Source organism: Paraprevotella clara YIT 11840 (genome assembly GCF_000233955.1).
GTDB lineage: Bacteria > Bacteroidota > Bacteroidia > Bacteroidales > Bacteroidaceae > Paraprevotella > Paraprevotella clara.
The window spans coordinates 67,221-86,529 of sequence record NZ_JH376579.1 but is presented as its reverse complement, the minus strand read 5'-3'; the positions used below and the strand labels follow the sequence as shown (position 1 = coordinate 86,529).

18 protein-coding genes and 1 tRNA gene are annotated in these 19,309 nt (G+C 49.2%); 11 read left to right on the top strand and 8 right to left on the bottom strand.

Annotation, left to right across the window (positions count from 1 at the left end; all coding sequences use genetic code 11):
• Positions 1-50: 50 nt before the first annotated feature.
• A complete protein-coding gene (gene pnuC / locus HMPREF9441_RS01130) occupies positions 51-629 on the top strand; it encodes a nicotinamide riboside transporter PnuC (RefSeq protein ID WP_008617075.1) in 579 nt (192 codons plus the stop codon).
• On the top strand, positions 626-1,267 hold the full coding sequence (locus HMPREF9441_RS01125) for a thiamine diphosphokinase (protein ID WP_008617074.1): 642 nt from the start codon (positions 626-628) through the stop codon (positions 1,265-1,267). The genes pnuC and HMPREF9441_RS01125 overlap by 4 nt, the downstream gene beginning before the upstream one ends.
• A gap of 80 nt (positions 1,268-1,347) precedes the next feature.
• Here the strand turns inward: HMPREF9441_RS01125 and rpsT are convergent, their stop codons facing one another.
• Both rpsT and HMPREF9441_RS18270 read right to left on the bottom strand, forming a co-directional pair.
• Entirely contained in the window at positions 1,348-1,602 is a 255-nt protein-coding gene (gene rpsT, locus HMPREF9441_RS01120) for a 30S ribosomal protein S20 (protein WP_008617073.1), read from the bottom strand.
• A 30-nt stretch (positions 1,603-1,632) separates the two neighbouring features.
• Positions 1,633-1,704 (bottom strand) — tRNA-Glu (locus HMPREF9441_RS18270).
• A gap of 209 nt (positions 1,705-1,913) precedes the next feature.
• Between HMPREF9441_RS18270 and recO the strand changes: the two genes are divergently transcribed.
• Together recO and HMPREF9441_RS01110 are read left to right on the top strand one after the other, a co-directional pair.
• On the top strand, positions 1,914-2,639 hold the full coding sequence (recO, locus tag HMPREF9441_RS01115) for a DNA repair protein RecO (protein WP_008617072.1): 726 nt from the start codon (positions 1,914-1,916) through the stop codon (positions 2,637-2,639).
• A 29-nt stretch (positions 2,640-2,668) separates the two neighbouring features.
• Positions 2,669-3,772, top strand: a complete 1,104-nt coding sequence (locus tag HMPREF9441_RS01110) for a hypothetical protein (protein WP_008617071.1) — start codon at positions 2,669-2,671, stop codon at positions 3,770-3,772.
• Between the two features lie 107 nt (positions 3,773-3,879).
• Here the strand turns inward: HMPREF9441_RS01110 and HMPREF9441_RS18540 are convergent, their stop codons facing one another.
• From HMPREF9441_RS18540 to HMPREF9441_RS01085, 6 genes are all read right to left on the bottom strand, one after another.
• Positions 3,880-4,053, bottom strand: coding sequence for a hypothetical protein (locus HMPREF9441_RS18540; protein ID WP_008617070.1), 174 nt, complete (start codon positions 4,051-4,053; stop codon positions 3,880-3,882).
• Between the two features lie 17 nt (positions 4,054-4,070).
• Positions 4,071-6,056: a calycin-like domain-containing protein gene (locus HMPREF9441_RS01105; RefSeq protein ID WP_008617069.1), complete on the bottom strand. Its 1,986-nt coding sequence runs from the start codon at positions 6,054-6,056 to the stop codon at positions 4,071-4,073.
• 435 nt (positions 6,057-6,491) lie between these two features.
• The gene (locus HMPREF9441_RS01100) at positions 6,492-7,130 is read right to left on the bottom strand and encodes a calycin-like domain-containing protein (RefSeq protein WP_008617067.1); all 639 of its coding nucleotides are present in this window, start codon (positions 7,128-7,130) and stop codon (positions 6,492-6,494) included.
• Positions 7,131-7,167: 37 nt separating this feature from the next.
• On the bottom strand, positions 7,168-7,983 hold the full coding sequence (locus HMPREF9441_RS01095; RefSeq protein ID WP_008617056.1) for a porin family protein: 816 nt from the start codon (positions 7,981-7,983) through the stop codon (positions 7,168-7,170).
• 20 nt (positions 7,984-8,003) lie between these two features.
• Positions 8,004-9,152, bottom strand: coding sequence for a PCMD domain-containing protein (locus HMPREF9441_RS01090; protein WP_008617054.1), 1,149 nt, complete (start codon positions 9,150-9,152; stop codon positions 8,004-8,006).
• A gap of 152 nt (positions 9,153-9,304) precedes the next feature.
• Positions 9,305-10,045, bottom strand: a complete 741-nt coding sequence (locus HMPREF9441_RS01085) for a peptidylprolyl isomerase (RefSeq protein WP_008617052.1) — start codon at positions 10,043-10,045, stop codon at positions 9,305-9,307.
• Positions 10,046-10,240: 195 nt separating this feature from the next.
• Here HMPREF9441_RS01085 and rsmH point away from each other — a divergent pair, with 195 nt between their 5' ends.
• Genes rsmH through HMPREF9441_RS01050 form a run of 7 tightly spaced genes read left to right on the top strand, consistent with a single transcriptional unit; the run spans position 10,241 to position 19,175 of the window.
• Positions 10,241-11,149, top strand: a complete 909-nt coding sequence (gene rsmH, locus HMPREF9441_RS01080) for a 16S rRNA (cytosine(1402)-N(4))-methyltransferase RsmH (protein ID WP_008617051.1) — start codon at positions 10,241-10,243, stop codon at positions 11,147-11,149.
• 3 nt (positions 11,150-11,152) lie between these two features.
• A complete protein-coding gene (locus HMPREF9441_RS01075; RefSeq protein ID WP_008617050.1) occupies positions 11,153-11,701 on the top strand; it encodes an FtsL-like putative cell division protein in 549 nt (182 codons plus the stop codon).
• On the top strand, positions 11,698-13,860 hold the full coding sequence (locus HMPREF9441_RS01070; RefSeq protein ID WP_008617049.1) for a penicillin-binding protein: 2,163 nt from the start codon (positions 11,698-11,700) through the stop codon (positions 13,858-13,860). Before HMPREF9441_RS01075 ends, HMPREF9441_RS01070 begins: the two co-directional genes overlap by 4 nt.
• 15 nt (positions 13,861-13,875) lie before the next feature.
• A complete protein-coding gene (locus tag HMPREF9441_RS01065; protein WP_172634898.1) occupies positions 13,876-15,327 on the top strand; it encodes a UDP-N-acetylmuramoyl-L-alanyl-D-glutamate--2,6-diaminopimelate ligase in 1,452 nt (483 codons plus the stop codon).
• Positions 15,328-15,338: 11 nt separating this feature from the next.
• The gene (locus HMPREF9441_RS01060) at positions 15,339-16,604 is read left to right on the top strand and encodes a phospho-N-acetylmuramoyl-pentapeptide-transferase (RefSeq protein ID WP_008617047.1); all 1,266 of its coding nucleotides are present in this window, start codon (positions 15,339-15,341) and stop codon (positions 16,602-16,604) included.
• A 10-nt stretch (positions 16,605-16,614) separates the two neighbouring features.
• Complete coding sequence (gene murD / locus HMPREF9441_RS01055; protein ID WP_008617046.1) at positions 16,615-17,949, top strand: UDP-N-acetylmuramoyl-L-alanine--D-glutamate ligase; 1,335 nt, start codon at positions 16,615-16,617, stop codon at positions 17,947-17,949.
• 17 nt (positions 17,950-17,966) lie between these two features.
• Positions 17,967-19,175 carry an FtsW/RodA/SpoVE family cell cycle protein gene (locus tag HMPREF9441_RS01050; protein WP_008617045.1) on the top strand — a complete coding sequence of 403 codons (1,209 nt, stop codon included), beginning with the start codon at positions 17,967-17,969 and terminating at the stop codon, positions 19,173-19,175.
• Positions 19,176-19,309 lie beyond the last annotated feature (134 nt).

Here is a 19,309-nt window from a genome sequence, read left to right as displayed (position 1 = left end):
GAAGTTGCCGGGGCATGATGTCGGTTTTTTAATAATGAGAAAAAGAGGTGATGGATAATTATCTGGAGATAGCCGGTACATGTGTCGGTCTGATTTACCTTTGGCTGGAGTACAAAGCCAGTATTTATTTGTGGATAGTAGGCATAGTCATGCCGGCCATCTATATTTTCGTGTATTATGAAGCGGGATTGTATGCGGATTTTGCTATCAATATTTACTATCTGTTGGCGGCAGCATACGGATGGTTGAGCTGGAAATACGGACGGGGCGGAAAGGAGGACGCTGCTTCTGCTCTGTCGATAACCCATACCCCTCCCCGGATTTATGTGCCTTTGTGCTCGGTCTTTGTGGTCACTTTGGTATTGATTGCCTGGGTCTTGACAGAGTTTACCAATAGTGACGTGCCTTGGTCGGACAGTTTTACGACGGCTTTGAGTATTGTGGGAATATGGATGCTGGCCCGTAAATACGTAGAGCAGTGGTTGGTGTGGATTGTAGTCGATGTGGTTTGCTGCGGATTGTATGTCTATAAGGAGCTTTATTTTACGGCAGGGCTGTATGGCCTTTATGCCCTAATTGCTATCGGAGGATATAAGAAATGGATACAAATGATGGAAGAAGAGAAATGAGGCGGGTCGATTGGGATTTCGTGCCGGAAGCGGTAGTTGTGGGGAACGGGGAGTTTCCTGTGTCGGCTTTGCCTTTGAGGATGCTGGATACAGCTTCTTTTACGGTATGTTGTGACGGAGCGGCCGACCGTTATTTGGCATCGGGACGTGTGCCGGACCGGATTGTGGGGGACGGAGACTCGCTGAGCGTGGAGAATCAAAAAAGATATGCGTCCATTATCCGGTATAATCCGGACCAAGAGACAAACGACCAGACTAAGGCTGTGAACTATCTGATGGAAAAGGGATTTCGCCGGATTGCCATCGTCGGTGCCACGGGGCGCAGGGAAGACCATACTCTGGGGAACATCAGTCTGTTGATGGAATATATGCGGATGGGGGCAGAAGTACGTATGTATACGGATTACGGCTTTTTCGTACCGATGAAAGGGGATTGCCGTTTTTTCTGTCGTAAGGGAGTACAGGTTTCGATTTTTGCTTTCGGTACGCAAGGCTTACGTGGGGAAGGTTTGGCCTATCCTTTGCGTGATTTTACCAACTGGTGGCAAGGGACATTGAACGAGGCGACCGGTGAAGAGTTCGTGATACGCGGGGAAGGGGAATATTTAGTGTTCATCAATATGCCGTCGGTTTCTTAGGGGCGGCTTGCCTGATGCGTACGGATACAAAAAAAGAGTTGAAGAAACTCCAACTCTTTTCTATATATGATTATTATCTATTATCCCAACTTGTTGATATAAACGGCCAATTTAGATTTCAGATTGGCAGCTTTGTTCTTATGGATAATGTTTACCTTAGCCAATTTGTCTAACATCTTTTGTACACTGGGATACATCGCTGTAGCCTCAGCCTTATCTGTCGTAGCGCGAAGCTTACGTACAGCATTACGCATGGTCTTCGCGTAATATCTGTTGTGGAGTCTTCTTTTTTCCTCCTGACGTATTCTTTTTACTGATGATTTATGGTTTGCCATCTTTACGTTTAAATAATTCGTTCAACTTAGTAGTCCCTAGGAGAGTCGAACTCCTCTTTAGAGAATGAAAATCTCTCGTCCTAACCGATAGACGAAGGGACCAATGCGATTTGAGCTTTCGCTCTTTTGCTTTCTGAAACCGTTTTCAGGTCATTTGCAGACCACCGTTCTCATTTGCGATGCAAAGGTATGGCTTTTCTTTGAACCGACAAAATAAAACGAGGAAAATCTTTCAAAAAAATGTGTTTTTGGTGATTTTTTCCCGTATTTCGGCTGTTTTTCCTAATTTTAGTCCCTAAAAATAGAGATTTATGCAGGAAAAAACGCAAGGCGTGGTGTTACGTACGCTAAAATACAACGATAATTCTTTGATTGTGGATATCTATACGGCCACGCGCGGGACGGTGTCTTTTATGGTAAAGTTGCCGAAATCGCGTAAGGCAACCCTTAAAGGTGTGTTCTTTCGGCCGCTTTCCATCTTGGAAATAGATTTCGACTACCGGCAGAAGTCGGCTTTGCAACGCATACGGGATGTGCGGTTCGATTATACTTACCAGTCGCTGCCGTACGACCCGTATAAGTCTTCCATTGCTTTGTTCTTGGCCGAATTCCTGTGCCGGGTGTTGAAACACGAGGCGGGAGGCGGCCCGCTCTTTTCCTATATACTTTATTCTTTGCAATGGCTGGATGCCAGCGAGCGGGCTTTTTCCAACTTCCATTTGGTTTTCATCACGCGGTTGACGCGTTTTCTCGGCTTTTATCCCAATGTGGAAGCCTGGCATGAAGGGGATTATTTCGACATGATGAATGCCTGTTTTGTCCCTTCCCGTCCTTTCCATCATGCCTATCTGGAACCCAAAGAAGCGGCGGCCATTCCGATTTTTATGCGGATGAATTACGACTCCATGCGTTTTTTTGCGATGAACCGCAGGGAACGGGAGCGCTATATCGAGGTGTTGAATGATTATTACCGGTTGCATGTCCCGGAATTTCCCGAACTGAAATCTTTGGACGTATTGAAAGAAGTCTTTGCCTGAATCCTTGTTTTTTATTAACTTTGCCTGGTATGCAGACATTTATTCTTATCACCATTGTTGTTATCGCCACCATTCATTTGATGATGGCCTCCGTCTTGTCGTTGTATTCCCGATATAAAGTACAATATCTCTCCTTGGCGTGGATTATGGGTATATTCGGTGCTCTATGCTGTGTAGCCATACCGTTCAGTTATCTGCTCAGGTTTGAAAGTATCGGTTTGCTTCATCCTTTCATGCTTCTGGCTTTGGTGGGCACTTGTTTCCTGCAAGGTATTTATCCTCTGAGTATTCCTATGCCGGGATATTTGCAGTGGGGACGAATGTGGCGTTATGCTTCGCCGGCCATATTCCTTATTATATTGTATGTCGTCAGTCTGCTTTTGGGGAACCGTCCGGTAATTGTTCATACCTATTCCGAACTGGCAGACTGCTGGTGGGGGCCGGACATGTTGTTCCGTCTGGCCGGTTTGGGATTGTCTGTCTATTATGTGGCCAATATACTTCGTCTGCCCCGCTTGTTGGTCAAGAATGCCGAGATACCCCGTTATTTGAAGGGTTACGTAACCGCCATGGGGCTGAATATGGTGTTCTATATAGTAGTGACGGCAGTGTTCAATGCCATGTTGTTATTGGTCTATTTCTATTTGTTCTGTCTCCTGAATATGTATTTGTTCTATCGGACATTGGAGACCATGGCCATCCATTTGCCTAAGCCGGAGATAGTAGAAGTGGATGAAGTACCCACGGAGGAGGTTATCGTGCAGGCCGAAAAGGAGGACTTTAACGAAGCCAACCGGCGTCGTTTCGAGCGGGTGGAATTCTTTATGCAACACGATCGTGAGTGGCAAGACAACACATTCGGGCGCGACCGTCTGTGCGAGGCCACGGGAATCAACCGCCATTTGTTATTGCAGTGCCTCCGAAGTCAAGGTTACAATAATTGCCACGACTACATCAATTCTTACCGTATCAGTGCGTTGAAGCGCGGTGTGGCCGAAGGTACGATTCGTTCGGTGAACGACTGTGTAGTCGTAGGCTTCGGGTCCTCCAAAACAGCCCGAAGCTGTTTTGAACGTATGGAAGGCGTAAGTCTGGATGACTATTTGAAGAGGAAGTCCGTATATCGAGGCTGACAGGTCGTCCGAGGGAATAACAGTCTCTTAAGGAAGAGGTAAAAAGCCGCATCTTTTTCCACGGAATGGAAAGGATGCGGCTTGGCTATATAAGCGTTCGTTGAGGTTTAGAAGTCCCAGATATTCTGGTTGCTACGGAATTCTCCGTTGAAGATGTCATCTTGCATTCCCACGTTGTTGCGGTCACCCGTGCCCAAGCGGTCGGAACCTGATAAGATGTTCCCAGTGGTTTCCACTTCCATGACGTTTGTGACGGGTGTGGTATAAAAAGCTTTTTTCATGTTCTTTGTCCTTTTTCTTATTTTACAATATGTTTTTTCCCGTTGATGAGGTAGATGCCTTTGGGCAGGCCGTCGGTTGTGGCGGCTTGGCTGCGCACCTTAATGCCGCTGAGGGTGTAGATGTCGAAAGCCTGGCCGTCCTGTCCGGTTTGCACGCCGGAGATGCTTGTTTCGATTCCGTCCAACCGGAGTTGCAGGGAATTCACTTCAGAGCCGCTTACGGTGAAATAGGCTCCTGTGCTGCCCAGTGTACTGCCCGCTCCGCCACGCATGATGTATTGCGCACCGTCCTTCTCGGCCACGCCGTAAAGGCCTTCCATGTTCCTGCCTGCTTCATAGTTGCCGGTGAAGGTTACGTTGCCGTGGGTTACGGAAACGGGTTTGCCTGTACTGATACCGTCTACACAGAACCAAGGTGTATCACTTTCTGTTGTGGCATTCTCGAAATATATTAAATAAGGTGTATGTGCGGCTAATTCACCGTTTTCTATCTTTTGGAAAGTTAATGTGTTTTGTTCGCAACCAGTAAATTCCTGAATCTGTACAGCCCCGAGAGCCTCTACGGTTGTGGCATAGGGCAGGCAGATGGAACTCCATCCGATGGGGAATGTGCGATTGAATGTTACGTTATATAGGCCGTCCGTTTCCACAATCGCGTTTTGTGTGTTGTCTATTACCAAACAAGGGGCAAAGGAAACATTAACTTCCATTCCTTCACTCAATGGGATGTTTATGGTTGCGGTCATATTACCTTTGCTTACTAATGCTTTCAGGGTTATAGGGACACTCACGCTCAACCCCTCGATGTAAACCTCTTCATTTACTTTGGAGTATGTCGTAATGTCATTTTCCGTATAGACATCCAGGTTGTTGATGACAATATCGCCCATGGTCATTCCTCCGAATTCAAACCCTTTTAATTCAAAAGAATAAGAACCGTCCTTATACCAGATGAGGTTGATGGTGTTTAGGGTCGGTTCGGTGGGTGTACCAAATGCGTTGACGAGAAGGGTGTTGCTGTATTGCTGTGTTTCGGCAACCTCTTTTGCAAACTGGATAGTGTAGGCATGTTGGTTGTCTGGGTTCACACTGATGTCGTTGCCTTTCACAGTCAGGGTCAAAACACTCGTGCTTTCATCGTAGGATGTTTCCACGGTTGCCCCTTTACTGTTTAGGGTGTATGAAATCTTGGAGGCATCGTAGCCCACGCTGCCCAGGTTGTAATCAGTTTGCCCTTTCACGAATATGTCTGTATCATCATAGCTGAGGGAGGTGAGTTCGGAATTATATATCAACTTTACATCGTCTATGATGAGTATGTCGTTGGCTGACCCTCCAGGAATAGGATTGGTGGTGAACGATGCCAACATGTACTGTGTGTTTGCTGTAGCTGTATTGTTTGTGTATTCGAATGGGGCAGAGAAATACTTCCAATCTTCTGTTTCCGTAATATAGATGGTTGCTATAGCCGTTTTATAGCTTTCATAGCCGCTTTCGTTTGAGCTTTCCGGGTCTTTGTAGCTGTAACTGTCATGCAGGATGAACTGTCCTCTTCCGTTGGTGCTGCCGCCGCTTGTGAATTTGGCCATGCAAGACACAGAGTCCGGTGTCCCGGCAAATAAAAGGCTGTGGTCGCTGCTCGTCAAATCCGTATAATTATAATTTTTTTCATTCTTAGGAGATGTGGAACCCATGTTGATTTTCCCTGTGGTAAGGTTGCCGTTGGCTTTTGCAAGGCTTAAGTCTTTAGAGAAAAGTTTTACAGCGGTTGCGCTGTTATATCCTTCTACCTTTTCTGGGTTTGGCGATTGGCCTTTAGCAATATTTGCTATAATGGCACTTAAATCGTCTGTCCTTGCGCTGGCAAAAGAGTTCCAACCGTTTCCGGGTTCTTTGTCGCTTATCCAAATCTCGAAGTCCGAATTTGGGATTTGGTATACCCCTTGCGCTTGTACGCCCGTAAGGTACGTGGCGAGGTATAAAAAAGTAAATAATCTCTTCATTCTTTTCTTTCTTTTTTGTAGTTCGTAAATAACCGGTTTTAGTTTGTTTGGCCAATACAAAAGTAGGCAGAGGAGTGAAAAAATCGTTTCCTATTTCGGTAGAATTTTCGGAATTTACGGTAGTATTTTCAGTAAAAGTATGGGGTTACCGTTTTTGCAGAACGAGGGATGGGGAGGAGGATGAAAAGAAGGAGAGGGACGGGGTTTTGTCAATATAACGAAAAGCCGAATGCCATTGGCTGAAGGGGGCGAATCAATCTCAGGAGATTGAAAAATCATTCTAAGCAGATTGATTTTTCGTTCTCCGCAGATCTGTACGGAAGATTGTGGAGGTGGGGAAATGGCTTGTATTCAGTTATTTATACGACAAATGCCGATGGAGCGCACTCCATCGGCATTTATCTTCTTTTTTTGGGGGAATCGCAGCCCGTTGCTTTATTCTTTGATAACTTTCTTGCCGTCTACAATATAAATGCCTTTCTGCAATCCGTCTAAGGCATGGGTCTTGGCTACGTTGCTCTTTACCCGCATGCCTTGCAGGGTATAGACGTTTGTGGTCTCTGTTTGCTTTCCGGCCCATGTGGAATGGATGGAAGACTCGAAATCGTCCTTACCGAAAGTTACGTGGATGATTTGAGTACCGAAAGTGAGGTCGAGCGTGCAGTAGAGCTTGGTGTCGGATATTTTTCCGGAGATGTCAATGGGAAGCCCATTCGGAAACAAGAGTGACCACATCCAAAGGGTGCCGGGGTCGCCGTCGCTGAAAGTGGCTGTTTTCTGTTTCAGGTCGAAAACGTTGTAGTCGCCTTGTGGCGTGACCGGGACTTCGCTGACATGTATGTTGCCTACGGGGATGGGGTCTGCGCCTTCCATCTCCAATGTGAAGTTTTTCAGCTCGATGTTGATAAGCCCTTCTTCCGGAAACTCTATGGAGACAGTGGTCGGCATGGGAGGAGTGGAGAAGTTGTCCACGGAAACTACCAAGTCGTCCGTATAATCATGTGTCGTGTTTTGGGCTTGTGCACCAAGCCATACGCCGCAGGCGGTGAGTGTTGCGAGTAGTAATTTCTTCATAACTTTGAAATTTTATGATTGATAATATTTTTATGTATTAATAGTAGTAAGCCATTCCGAAAGTGGCATAGAGTGGGAAGAGTGAGAACGTGACGGTTTCAAAGTCGCTTTTGAACACATCGTTCATACCCCAGTCCAACAGGCCGAAGACGTTAAGATGCTTCTTTATGCGGAAGTCTGCGCAGAATTCCATCCCCCAGGAGAAATGGCGCATGTCGTCACTGAAATCGTAGGAAGCTGGATTGTCGGCGCCGATGGTTATCTTTTGCCCCACGGGCGAACCTTCGCGCAGGTAACCGTCGAAGACTTCGCCGTCGAAGTCACGATAGATCCAATAGCTGACGTATGGGCCGAGATTGAATGTCCATCTGGCTCCTACACGGTAGGTGGCCGTTACGGGAATCGTAAAGCCCGTCATGCGGGTCTCGGTAATGTCCGTACCCGTGAAACGTCCTTCTACCACGTCTTCGCCCATCACGATGGCCATGTTGTAGTTTTTCACCTCTGCCCCCGTGCGCATGCCTTGCATGAAAAAACGAAGTCCGGCGGAAAGTCCCCATTTCGTATTGAAATACTTATATCCGTCTATTCCTAAACTGAAACCGCCTTTCGGAGCGAATTCGTTGATTTTACGGATTTCCTTGGGAAGAGGAAGAGGAGTTGTTCCGCCCAACACGAATCCGGCTCTGACGACATAGCCCATACCGTTGTGGTCGGATGTCGGTCCCCATTTCGCATAGTTGGCTTCCCGGTTCTCGCGGTTCTCCTTCATCAGTTCTTTGAGGTCTTGTGCCTGTAACGTGCCCATGGCCGATGACAGGGCAAAGATTAGGATATATTTCAGATGTTTCATGTTCTCTTCTTTATTATGGGTTATTCTTCACAAACCACTTTCACTTCATCTACCAGCAGCGTGCTTCCAACGGCGCCGCAGAAACTGGCTCCTTCGATGCTGGACGTGAAGACGACTGCCAGATTGTAACCGTAAGCTTTCAATAGTTTTTCGTCTACGTTGCCGCTATATTCAAAGGGGATGTCGAAGCGGGTCCAGGTATTGAAATCGTGCACCGGATTTTGGATGCGTGCCAAAGCCACGATGTTGGGGTGGGTCAACACGTCGTCGCCTTTCAAGGTAACGGGCTGCCCGTGTTCATCCGTATTTTTATATAATACGGCATATAAGTCCGGTTCGTCGATACGATCTTCGATGATGGTTCCTTTTCTATTTTGGAATTTTTCGCCCGGCTTGAATTTATAATATCCTTCAAAACGCAACGGTTTCTTGTTGAACGGCAGTCCGAAGCGTGTAGCGGCCATGGCGTCTTTCAGAGCGTTAGCCACGTCGAACGTCCCGATAAACAAGTTGCCCGCCGCGATGCGCATATTAACCATGGCACCGAAAAGACCGGTGTCGCACGTTTCGAGCTTGACGGACTGTCCGCTTACGGCATCCTGCGTCCACGGTATCGTAGGGAACTCGTCGGGTTGGGCGGACGAACGGCTGATGGCGTAACCCGGGTTGCCGGTTGCCCATTGGGAGATGTCATTGCCGTGTGCCGATTTTTCGAACCACTCATAATAACGTCCGTTGGCTTCCATCCTGATGTTCTCGAAAGAAAGGTCGGTCTCTATGGGCTGTATGAGTGCGAACTTTACGTGATAATCCCGGTGCCATTGACGGTCTTCGGACGTGGCCCTGTAATGTACACTGCCATGCGTGAAGTCTTGCACACTACCGTTTTCAGGTGTGATGGAGGCACCCGGAGTGAGTTTGAAGTTTATTTTCAGCGCTTGCAACTGTGTGGAGTCTGTGAAGTCCTCGCGCAGATAAAACACGATGGACGTGTCGGACGACGCCACGTCCTTCACGGCATCATTCGGGGTGAAGAACAAAGCCTTTTCGTCTGAAGCGAGAACATAAGCCTCTTCTATGTCACACTCAGAGTTAGCTGGTTCGTTTTGTATGCAAGAGCTTAACGAAAAAGCGGCAAAAAGAGAAAGTCCGAATAAGATTTTCTTCATGAATATACAAGTCTTAAATTAAAACCAAGGCAAAGGTAATGAAAAAGGTTGGTTAAATCGCAAAAAACGGTATAAAGAGTAGTTTTACCATTATTTCCCGTCATGCGCAGGCGGGCGGAGAGAAAAGAAAACACCGATGAAATCGGATGTTTTTAATATAATCCGGGCGAATACCGCCTTTTGCCCGTTGCTCCGGCCTTCTTCGATTTTTGTTCTACCACGGCATGCAGGATTACGATGTCGGTTTGCGGTCGGTCGTGGGAATCTGTCGCGGTGGATTGGATGTTTTCCACCACATCGAGCCCTTCGATGACCTCTCCGAATACGGTGTATCCTCCGTCTAACCCGGGTGTGCCCCCGGTGGTGAGGTATTCTTGCTCCATTTCCCTGTTGGTTTCAAAATCACCATATAGGCCACCTCGTAATCCCGCCCAGGCAAAGGCCAGTTCCCGGGGGCGGTACTTCTTTCCCCACACGATGTAGAATTGCGACCCGTTGCTCAGACGGTCCGGGTTGTTTGCGTCATCTTCGCGCGCCATGGCCACCGCTCCTCTCTTATGGTATTGGAAAGGGAGGTCTATTTCGGGGGCCAACATATATCCCGGCCCTCCTTCCCCCAATATCTTTCCGCTCGGAGCCTGTTTGGAATCCGGGTCGCCTGCCTGAATGACGAAGTCTTTCACGACGCGGTGGAAGAGCGTTCCGTCGTAGAATCCTTCTGAAACTAATTTGAGGAAATTATCTCGGTGGACCGGTGTTTCGTCGTTCAGCGCGATGCGGATGTTACCCATTGTGGTTTCCAATCGCACAATCGAACGTTTTTCGCGGATTTTCCCTTGGGCATGAAATGCGGTCATTCCTATCAGAATCACCAATAACAGGAGTTTTTTCATAAGGTTTCAGTCTAACTGCGGGCAAAGATAGTAAAAACTATTTCTGCCGGGAAATAAATCGCTCTTTTTCTTGCAGATGCCTCGCGTTCTCCCTTCGTAGACTTATTAACATCATGTCGATAAATATTTTATTATAATAAGGTGTATGTATCTCTGAAAATTCGTACCTTTGACCTCGCGTAATGTAAAATATTGATGGAAGAAGCAGTTTATCACGTCCCTGTCTTGTTGAAAGAATGTGTAGACGGTCTGGTGGTCAATCCTGCCGGGATATATGCCGATGTCACCTTTGGGGGCGGAGGACATAGCCGGGCGATTGTGTCCCGACTGGATGCGGCCGGGCATTTGTATGGTTTTGACCAGGATGCGGATGCCGAGGCGAATATCGTTGCTGACGGACGTTTCACATTTGTCCGGAGCAATTTCCGGTATCTGAAGAACTGGATGCGTTATTACGGCGTAGAACAGTTGGACGGTTTGCTGGCTGATTTGGGCGTGTCGAGCCACCATTTCGATGATGCGGAACGGGGGTTCTCGTTTCGTTTCGACGGGAAACTGGACATGCGGATGAACCAGCGGGCGCGGCTGACTGCGGCGGATGTGTTGAATGATTACGCGGAAGAGCGGCTGGCCGACATTTTCTATCTGTACGGTGAATTGAAGAATGCCCGTAAGTTGGCCTCATGGGTGGTGAAAGCCCGTATGCACCGGAGGATCGAGACGACGGAAGAGTTCATGGAGGTGGTAAAGCCTTTGTTTGAGCGTGACCGGGAGAAGAAAGAATTGGCTAAGGTGTTCCAGGCTTTGCGTATAGAAGTGAACCAGGAGATGGACGCCTTGAAGGAGATGCTGACGGCCGCGGTCGAATTGCTCCGGCCGGGAGGTCGCTTAGTGGTGTTGACCTATCATTCTTTGGAGGATCGGATGGTGAAGAATTTAGTCAAAACCGGAAATGTGGAGGGCAAGCGGATACAGGATTTCTATGGCAATGTGGATTGTCCGCTCAGGGCTGTCCACAATAAAGTGATAGTGCCGGGAGAAGAGGAGCAGCGTGCGAATCCCCGTAGCCGCAGTGCCAAGTTGAGAATCGCGGAAAAGAAATAAAGGATGAAGGAAGAACTGGATTTGGAAGAAAAAACGGACGTGGAGCCCGTGGGTGTGCCTACGGAAGAGGCAGCCGGAAGTCCCGGGGCGGAGGAGGCCGTGTCGGGCGGGGACATGTCCGACGAGGATGGTGTGATGCCGGGCGATGAGGAAAAGGCCGAGTCGGGCGAACTGTCTCCTATCAAAGCTTTCACGGAGAGTGAGGGGGTGGACCAGCGTCCTAATGTGTCTTTACGCGAGATATTGGGTGGGGACATCCTTACGGCCGGGTGGTTGCGTCGTCAGATGGGATTGATTTTACTCTGTACGTTTTTTGCCATCATTTATATCACGAACCGTTATTCTGCGGAGCAGGAGATGATTGAGATTGAAAAGTTGAAGACGGAACTGACGGAGGTGAGATATCGGGCGCTGACCCGTTCCAGCGAGTTGACCGTAAAGACACGGCAAAGCCAGATAGAAAAAAGTTTGAGACAGACTCCGGACAGTGTGCTGCAAAGTCCGAAAGAACCTCCTTTTTTGATTAAATCCCAAAACGAGGAAGAAGAATGAACTTCGACAATAAAAAGATAATGCCCCGTTTCTTCGTGGTCATCGTACTGATGAGCTTGGGCGGTTTATATATATTGGGCAATGCGGCCTACCTGATGTTCGTGGAGAGCGAGTATTGGACACAGGTGAGCCGTAAGCTGGTGAAAGAGAATGTGCCCATTCCCGCCAAGCGTGGAAACATCCTTTCGGCAGACGGGCAGATTATGGCCAGTTCCTTGCCGGAATATAAGATTTATATGGATTATGTCGCGTCGGATAAGAATCCGGAAACGGCCAAGGAACTGCAGGCTTGGAGAGACAGTGTGTTGATAGCCGACCTGGATTCCATTTCCCAGGGGTTGAGTAAGACCTTTCCCGATAAAACCGCCGGATATTTCAAGAAACGGCTGAAAAAGGGGAAAAAGTTGAGGCGGAGGAACTGGCAGATATACGGTCGGCGAATTTCTTACATCCAGTATAAGGAATGCAAGAAATTACCGTTGTTCCGAGAGTCTCCTTTCAAGGGCGGATTCTATGCTGAGGAATTCAATCAACGAAAGAAACCATACGGTTCGTTGGCCACGCGTACGTTGGGGGCTCTGTATGCCAGTAAGGATTCGGCGCGTTACGGACTGGAGCTTTCCTACGACTCCATTTTGAGGGGTAAGGAAGGCGTATCCCATCGTGCCAAAGTGCGTAATAAGTGGTTGAGTTTGGTGGACGCCCCTCCGGTGGACGGCAATGATATTGAGACGACCATCGACGTGTCCATGCAGGATGCGGCGGAAAAGGCCCTGTTGAAACAGTTGAAAAACATCAATGGCGACGTGGGCGTGGTGGTGCTGATGGAGGTGGCCACGGGAGATGTGAAGGCCATTGTGAACATGACGAAATGTGCAGACGGCGAGTATCGCGAGGTGAAGAACAATGCCGTGTCCGATTTAATGGAACCCGGTTCTACTTTTAAGACCGCTTCCATCATGGTGGCGTTGGAGGACGGAAAGATTTCGAAGAATGATTTCGTAGACACCGGCAACGGGCAGTGGGAGATGCACGGACGAGTGATGAAGGATCACAACTGGCGGCGTGGCGGTTACGGAAGAATCAGCGTGCCCGAAGTGCTGATGTATTCTTCCAACATCGGAGTCAGCCGCTTGGTAGACGACAACTATAAAGACCATCCGGAAAAATTCGTGGATGGGCTGTATCGTGAAGGAGTGGGCATTCCCCTGAATATACCTTTGATGGGAAGCGGAGAGCCGCGGGTACGCCGCCCGAAGAAAGACGGTAGCAATTGGTCGAAGACTGCCTTGCCGTGGATGAGCATCGGGTATGAGACCCAGATGCCGCCGATAGCCACACTGACTTTCTATAATGCCATCGCCAACGGCGGAAAGATGGTACGTCCGCGTTTTGTAAAAGCTGTCCGGAAGAATGGTGAAATCGTGCGCGAGTTCCCGGTGGAGGTCATCAAAGAGCGGATATGCTCTCCGAAGACACTGAACGACATTCAGGAAATACTCGAAATGGTAGTAAGTAAAGGATTGGGCAAGAAAGCCGGATGCAAGGATTTCAAGGTGTCCGGCAAGACGGGTACTGCCCAGGTGGCCCAAGGGCGCGGCGGTTATCATGGAGGCCGGATGAAATATCTTATCAGTTTTTGCGGTTATTATCCCTCAGACCGGCCGAAGTACAGTTGTATCGTCGCGATACAAAAGTCCGGTCTGCCGGCTTCGGGAGGCGGACATTGCGGTCCGGTGTTCAGCGAGATCGCCCAAAGCGTTATGGCGAAAGGGGTATATCGCGATGTCTCGGAAGCGTCAGACTCGGCTTCCGTCTTCGTTCCGGATGTGTTGGACGGTGATATGAATGCCACGCGGGCAGTACTGAAAGAACTGGATATTCCTTTCCGGCAAGACTGGAGTACGGACAAAGGTGGAAAGAGCGTTTGGGGGAAAGCGGTGAACAGCGGGAATGTCGTGACGTTGCGCGGTGACAATACGCCGATGGAAATCGTACCGGACGTGAAAGGCATGGGGGCGAAAGACGCTGTGTATATGCTGGAGAGCCGGGGATTGAAAGTGAGATTGGAAGGCGTGGGGCGTGTGGTTTCGCAAAGCATCCCGCCGTACGTCAAATATAAGAAAGGGCAAACCATACAGATTAAATTAAAAAGATAAGAGGGAAGCATGATGATGGAGTTGGATATTTTGCTGAAAAGCGTGAGTGTCGTACGGGTCACAGGCGATACCGTACGGAATATTACGGGAATCAATATGGATTCCCGGCTTGTGCAGCCGGGCGATTTGTTTGTCGCGGTCAAAGGGACGCAGGCCGACGGTCACGCTTATATCGGCAAGGCAGTAGAGAAAGGAGCCGTAGCCGTAGTGTGCGAGGCATGGCCGGAGGTGCAGGCCGAGGGGGTGACGTACGTACAAGTGAAAGATTCCGAAAGTGCGGTGGGACGGTTGGCTACGGTGTTTTACGGCGACCCGACTTCCAAGTTGCAACTTATCGGAGTGACCGGTACGAACGGCAAAACTACGATTGCCACCTTATTATATAATATGTTCCGGGTGTTCGGTTATAAGTGCGGACTTTGTTCTACGGTTTGCAATTATATAGATGATGAGGCTGTCCCGACAGAGCATACCACGCCCGACCCGATTACGTTGAACCGTTTGTTGGGACGTATGGCGGACGAAGGATGCAAATACGCTTTCATGGAAGTCAGTTCGCATGCAGTAGCCCAGCATCGTATTGCAGGTCTGAAGTTTGCAGGAGGTATTTTTACGAACCTTACGCGCGACCATCTGGATTACCATAAGACATTCGAGAACTACCGCGACGCCAAGAAGGCATTTTTCGACGGTTTGCCTAAGGGGGCTTTTGCCGTGACGAATGTGGACGACCGCAACGGAATGATCATGGTGCAGAACACAAAGGCCGTCGTGAAGACTTATTCTTTGCGCGCGGCTGCCGATTTCAAGGCAAAGGTGTTGGAAGAGTCGTTTGAAGGCATGTGCCTGGATGTCAATGGCAAAGAGGTGAGCGTTCCTTTCATAGGCCGTTTCAATGTATCCAACTTGTTGGCTGTGTACGCTGCTGCCGTTTGTATGGGGCGCGGGGCTGAAGACGTTCTGGTAGCCCTTAGTACATTGCGCCCGGTGAACGGACGTTTCGAGACGATTCGTTCGAAGGAAGGAGTGACTGCCATTGTCGATTACGCCCATACGCCGGATGCGTTGGTCAATGTGTTGTCGACCGTGAACGAAATACTGAAACGGCGCGGCGAAGTCATTACGGTCTGCGGAGCCGGAGGCAATCGTGACAAGGGCAAGCGTCCGATTATGGCGCAGGAAGCAGTGAAAAACAGCGATAGGGTAATCATAACCAGTGACAATCCGCGTTTCGAGGAGCCGCAGGAAATTATCAACGATATGTTGGCCGGACTGGACAAGGAGGAAATGCGCAAGGTGATTTCCATTGTCGACCGCAAGGAGGCTATCCGTACAGCCTGCATGATGGCACGGCCCGGAGATGTGGTGCTGGTGGCCGGGAAGGGGCATGAAGATTACCAGGAGGTGAAAGGCGTGAAGCATCATTTCGACGACCATGAGGTGATAAAAGAAGTATTTGGCATTTAACCGTTGCGCACATGTTGTATTATTTGTTTCGATTTTTAGGAGAGTACGGGATTCCCGGTTCGCATATATGGACCTACATCTCTTTCCGGGCTTTGCTGACCCTGATTCTGTCGTTGGTCATTTCCGTATGGTTCGGGGAATACTTCATCAAGTGGATGAAACGCCATAACGTGAGCGAGGCGCAGCGCGACAAGTCGATAGACCCTTACGGGGTAGAGAAAAAGGGAGTGCCTACCATGGGCGGTATCATCATCATCGTGTCCATCATCGTTCCTTGTCTGCTCTTCGGGCGTTTGCGTAACATCTATATGATACTGATGCTGATTACGACCGTGTGGTTGGGTGTTTTGGGGTTTGCGGACGATTACATCAAGATGAAAGTAAGCAAAGACGGTTTGAGGCCTGTGTATAAGCTGGCAGGACAGACCCTTTTGGGACTTTTCGTCGGCCTGACATTGTGGCTCAGTCCCGACGCGGTGATTCGGGAGAATGTATCGACACAGCGTTTGGGCAACACCGAAGTCGTCGTACACAAAAGCGAGAAAGTGAAATCGACCATTACCACGATACCGTTTGTGAAGGACAACAACTTGGATTATGCCGAGATTATGAGTTTTTGCGGAAAATACAAGACGGCTGCCGGGTGGTTCTTGTTTGTGGTCATGACTACGTTGGTCGTGGTAGCCGTGTCCAACGGGTCGAATCTGAACGACGGCATGGACGGCATGGCAGCGGGCAATTCGGCGATTATCGGTGTGGCATTGGGCGTATTGGCCTACGTGTCCAGTCATATAGCCTTTGCCAGTTACCTGAACATCATGTACATACCCGGTTCGGAGGAATTGGTTATCTTCATCTGTGCTTTTGTAGGCGCGTTGGTCGGTTTCTTGTGGTATAACGCCTATCCTGCCCAGATTTTCATGGGGGATACGGGCAGTTTGTCCATCGGAGGCATCATTGCCGTGACGGCCATCATCATACATAAGGAATTGCTTATCCCCTTGATGTGTTTCGTGTTCCTGATGGAGAGCCTGAGCGTGATTCTGCAAGTGAACTATGCGAAATGGGGGAACCGGAAAGGACTGAAGTTAAGAGTGTTCAAGCGAGCCCCGATTCATGATACTTTCCGGGTGCGTCCCGGACAGTTGGCTCCGGACGTGAAGGTGCTGTGCAACTGGCCTAAAGGATGTTGGTTAGAGTCGAAAGTCACGGTCCGTTTTTGGATTATCACGGTCATCTTGGCGGCCATGACGATTATAACGTTAAAAATCAGATAAAGAAGAAGCTATGGGGAAAAGAATGGTAATATTGGGAGCGGCCGAAAGCGGCGTGGGCGCTGCGGTGCTGGCTCAGAAAAAAGGCTTTGATGTCTTTGTTTCCGATATGGGAAAAATCAAGCCTCATTACGTGGACATGCTGGATCGTTACGGAATTGCGTGGGAAGACGGCGGCCATACGGAAGAACTGGTCCTGAATGCGGACGAGGTGATAAAAAGCCCGGGCATACCGGAAGATGCCCCGATGGTGTTGAAGGTGAAAGCTGCCGGTATTCCCATTATCTCGGAAATAGAATTTGCCGGACGCTATACGCACGCCAAGATGATTTGTATTACAGGCAGCAACGGCAAGACCACTACTACGTCCTTGATTTATCATATCTTCAAGAAAGCGGGTTACAACGTCGGGTTGGCCGGAAATATCGGCCAAAGCCTGGCCTTGCAGGTGGCCGAGAAAGATTATGACTACTATGTGATAGAACTGAGCAGTTTCCAGTTGGACAACATGTACCGTTTCCGGGCTAACATTGCCGTGTTGCTCAACATCACGCCCGACCATCTGGACCGTTACGACCATTGCATGCAGAATTATGTGGATGCCAAAATGCGCATTTTGCAGAACCAGGAAGAGACGGATGCCTTCGTCTATTGGAATGACGACCCGATTATCCGGAAAGAATTGGAGAAATACCAGATCAAGGCCAAGAAATGTCCGTTCTCCATCTTGAAGAAAGAAGGGATGATAGGTTATCTGGCCGACGGGCAATATGTGATAGAATACCCCACGCCGTTCAACATGGAGCAGGAATCATTGGCTCTGACCGGGAAGCACAATATGTACAATTCTTTGGCGGCAGGCATCACGGCCGACATCGCCGGGGTGAAGAATGAAGTGATACGGCAGAGCCTGGGTGATTTCGAGGGCGTGGAACACCGCTTGGAGAAAGTGGTGCGTGTGCGTGGCGTGGATTATATCAACGATTCCAAGGCCACCAACGTGGATGCCTGCTGGTATGCATTGGAGAGCATGAAAACGCCCACGGTATTGATTTTGGGAGGGAAAGACAAAGGGAATGATTACGAGGCCATAGCCGAACTGGTCCGGAAGAAATGTGTGGGGCTGGTGTTCCTCGGGGCGGACAACCGGAAACTTCATGATTTTTTCGATTCGTTCGGTATTCCTATTGCCGACACCCACAGCATGAAAGACTGCGTGGAGGCGTGCTACAGGATGGCCCGTCCCGGCGATACCGTATTGTTGAGTCCCTGTTGTGCCAGTTTCGACTTGTTCAAGAACATGGAAGACCGTGGCGAACAGTTCAAGTCATTGGTAAGGGCGTTGTAAAGTAAGGGAGCGAAAGGATGGTCACACCAACAAAAGTTTTAAAGAAGTGGAGCCTGTTCGAAGGCGACAAGGTCATCTGGATGATTTTGTTCTTCCTCGGCATGATATCCATCATAGAAGTGTATAGCGCTTCCAGCAATATGAGTTACAAGACGGGATATTATTGGAAGCCGATTCTGCAACATGCCTCATATTTCGTCGTGGGCGTGTTGGCCACGATCTTGGTGCACAAGATACCGTGCCGTTATTTTAAGTTGATACCTTTGGCCGGCATACCGTTGTCCGTATTCTTGCTTGGAATAGCCATGTTTACCACGAAAGTGAACAATGCAAGCCGTTGGCTTGAGGTGGGCGGTATCGGTTTCCAGCCTTCCGAGATAGCCAAAGGCGTGTTGATTGCCACGACGGCCATGATTCTTTCGAGCATGCGCGACGAGGCCGGGGCGCAACGTCGTGCGTTCAAGTGGATTATGGGCGTGTCGGTCGTAATCTGTTTGTTGATTGTGCCCGAAAACTTCTCTACAGCCGCCATGACTTTTCTGGTCATTCTGGTGATGATGTTCATAGGCGGGATACCTTGGAAACAGTTAGGCACCTTATTGGGGATTATCGTTATTGCCGGAGCCAGTTTGTTTTCATTTTTGCGTTTTGCACCGGATTCTACGATAGAATCCATGAGCGACTGGCCCGGCCTGCACCGTTTGCCGACGTGGGCCAGTCGTGTGCGTGGGCATGGGAATATACCGGAGAATGCGGCGGACTACGATTTGACTAAGAATCCGCAGGTGACGCATGCCAAGATAGCCATTGCCACGTGTAATGTGATAGGCCGGGGGCCGGGAAATTCCGTGGAACGCGATTTCCTGCCACAGTCGTTTTCCGACTTCATTTATGCCATCGTCATAGAGGAACTCGGATTGGGCGGTGGTGCCTTCGTCATGTTCCTGTATATCGTGTTGCTTTTCCGGTCGGCCAGGATAGCCAGCCGGTGCGAGCGAAACTTCCCGGCTTTCCTTGTGATGGGGCTATCGCTGATGCTCGTCACGCAAGCCATGATTAATATGGCCGTGGCAGTCGGAGTCTTTCCGGTGACGGGACAACCCTTGCCGTTAATCAGTAAAGGAGGTACGTCCACTTTGATTAATTGTGTGTATATGGGAGTCATCCTGAGCGTAAGCCGTTCGGCCAAGAAAAAGCCTCAGGTAACGGAAGAAACTGAAGATTGAAGAAAGATTCGCATGAGGGGCGGTGATGTTCTCGGGAAGGGAACGGACTTACCCTTGTGTCATGATTTATGATTCGCCATCCGCAGCTTGCCCTTTGGGTGAGGCCTGTGGATGGTTTTGTTTGTAGAAGTCTT

Bases quoted from the DNA above. Each gene is read 5' to 3' on its own strand.
- pnuC (WP_008617075.1), top strand. From the start codon at position 51: ATGGATAATTATCTGGAGATAGCCGGTACATGTGTCGGTCTGATTTAC.
- HMPREF9441_RS01125 (WP_008617074.1), top strand. From the start codon at position 626: ATGAGGCGGGTCGATTGGGATTTCGTGCCGGAAGCGGTAGTTGTGGGG.
- rpsT (WP_008617073.1), bottom strand. From the start codon at position 1,602: ATGGCAAACCATAAATCATCAGTAAAAAGAATACGTCAGGAGGAAAAA.
- recO (WP_008617072.1), top strand. From the start codon at position 1,914: ATGCAGGAAAAAACGCAAGGCGTGGTGTTACGTACGCTAAAATACAAC.
- HMPREF9441_RS01110 (WP_008617071.1), top strand. From the start codon at position 2,669: ATGCAGACATTTATTCTTATCACCATTGTTGTTATCGCCACCATTCAT.
- HMPREF9441_RS18540 (WP_008617070.1), bottom strand. From the start codon at position 4,053: ATGAAAAAAGCTTTTTATACCACACCCGTCACAAACGTCATGGAAGTG.
- HMPREF9441_RS01105 (WP_008617069.1), bottom strand. From the start codon at position 6,056: ATGAAGAGATTATTTACTTTTTTATACCTCGCCACGTACCTTACGGGC.
- HMPREF9441_RS01100 (WP_008617067.1), bottom strand. From the start codon at position 7,130: ATGAAGAAATTACTACTCGCAACACTCACCGCCTGCGGCGTATGGCTT.
- HMPREF9441_RS01095 (WP_008617056.1), bottom strand. From the start codon at position 7,983: ATGAAACATCTGAAATATATCCTAATCTTTGCCCTGTCATCGGCCATG.
- HMPREF9441_RS01090 (WP_008617054.1), bottom strand. From the start codon at position 9,152: ATGAAGAAAATCTTATTCGGACTTTCTCTTTTTGCCGCTTTTTCGTTA.
- HMPREF9441_RS01085 (WP_008617052.1), bottom strand. From the start codon at position 10,045: ATGAAAAAACTCCTGTTATTGGTGATTCTGATAGGAATGACCGCATTT.
- rsmH (WP_008617051.1), top strand. From the start codon at position 10,241: ATGGAAGAAGCAGTTTATCACGTCCCTGTCTTGTTGAAAGAATGTGTA.
- HMPREF9441_RS01075 (WP_008617050.1), top strand. From the start codon at position 11,153: ATGAAGGAAGAACTGGATTTGGAAGAAAAAACGGACGTGGAGCCCGTG.
- HMPREF9441_RS01070 (WP_008617049.1), top strand. From the start codon at position 11,698: ATGAACTTCGACAATAAAAAGATAATGCCCCGTTTCTTCGTGGTCATC.
- HMPREF9441_RS01065 (WP_172634898.1), top strand. From the start codon at position 13,876: ATGGAGTTGGATATTTTGCTGAAAAGCGTGAGTGTCGTACGGGTCACA.
- HMPREF9441_RS01060 (WP_008617047.1), top strand. From the start codon at position 15,339: ATGTTGTATTATTTGTTTCGATTTTTAGGAGAGTACGGGATTCCCGGT.
- murD (WP_008617046.1), top strand. From the start codon at position 16,615: ATGGGGAAAAGAATGGTAATATTGGGAGCGGCCGAAAGCGGCGTGGGC.
- HMPREF9441_RS01050 (WP_008617045.1), top strand. From the start codon at position 17,967: ATGGTCACACCAACAAAAGTTTTAAAGAAGTGGAGCCTGTTCGAAGGC.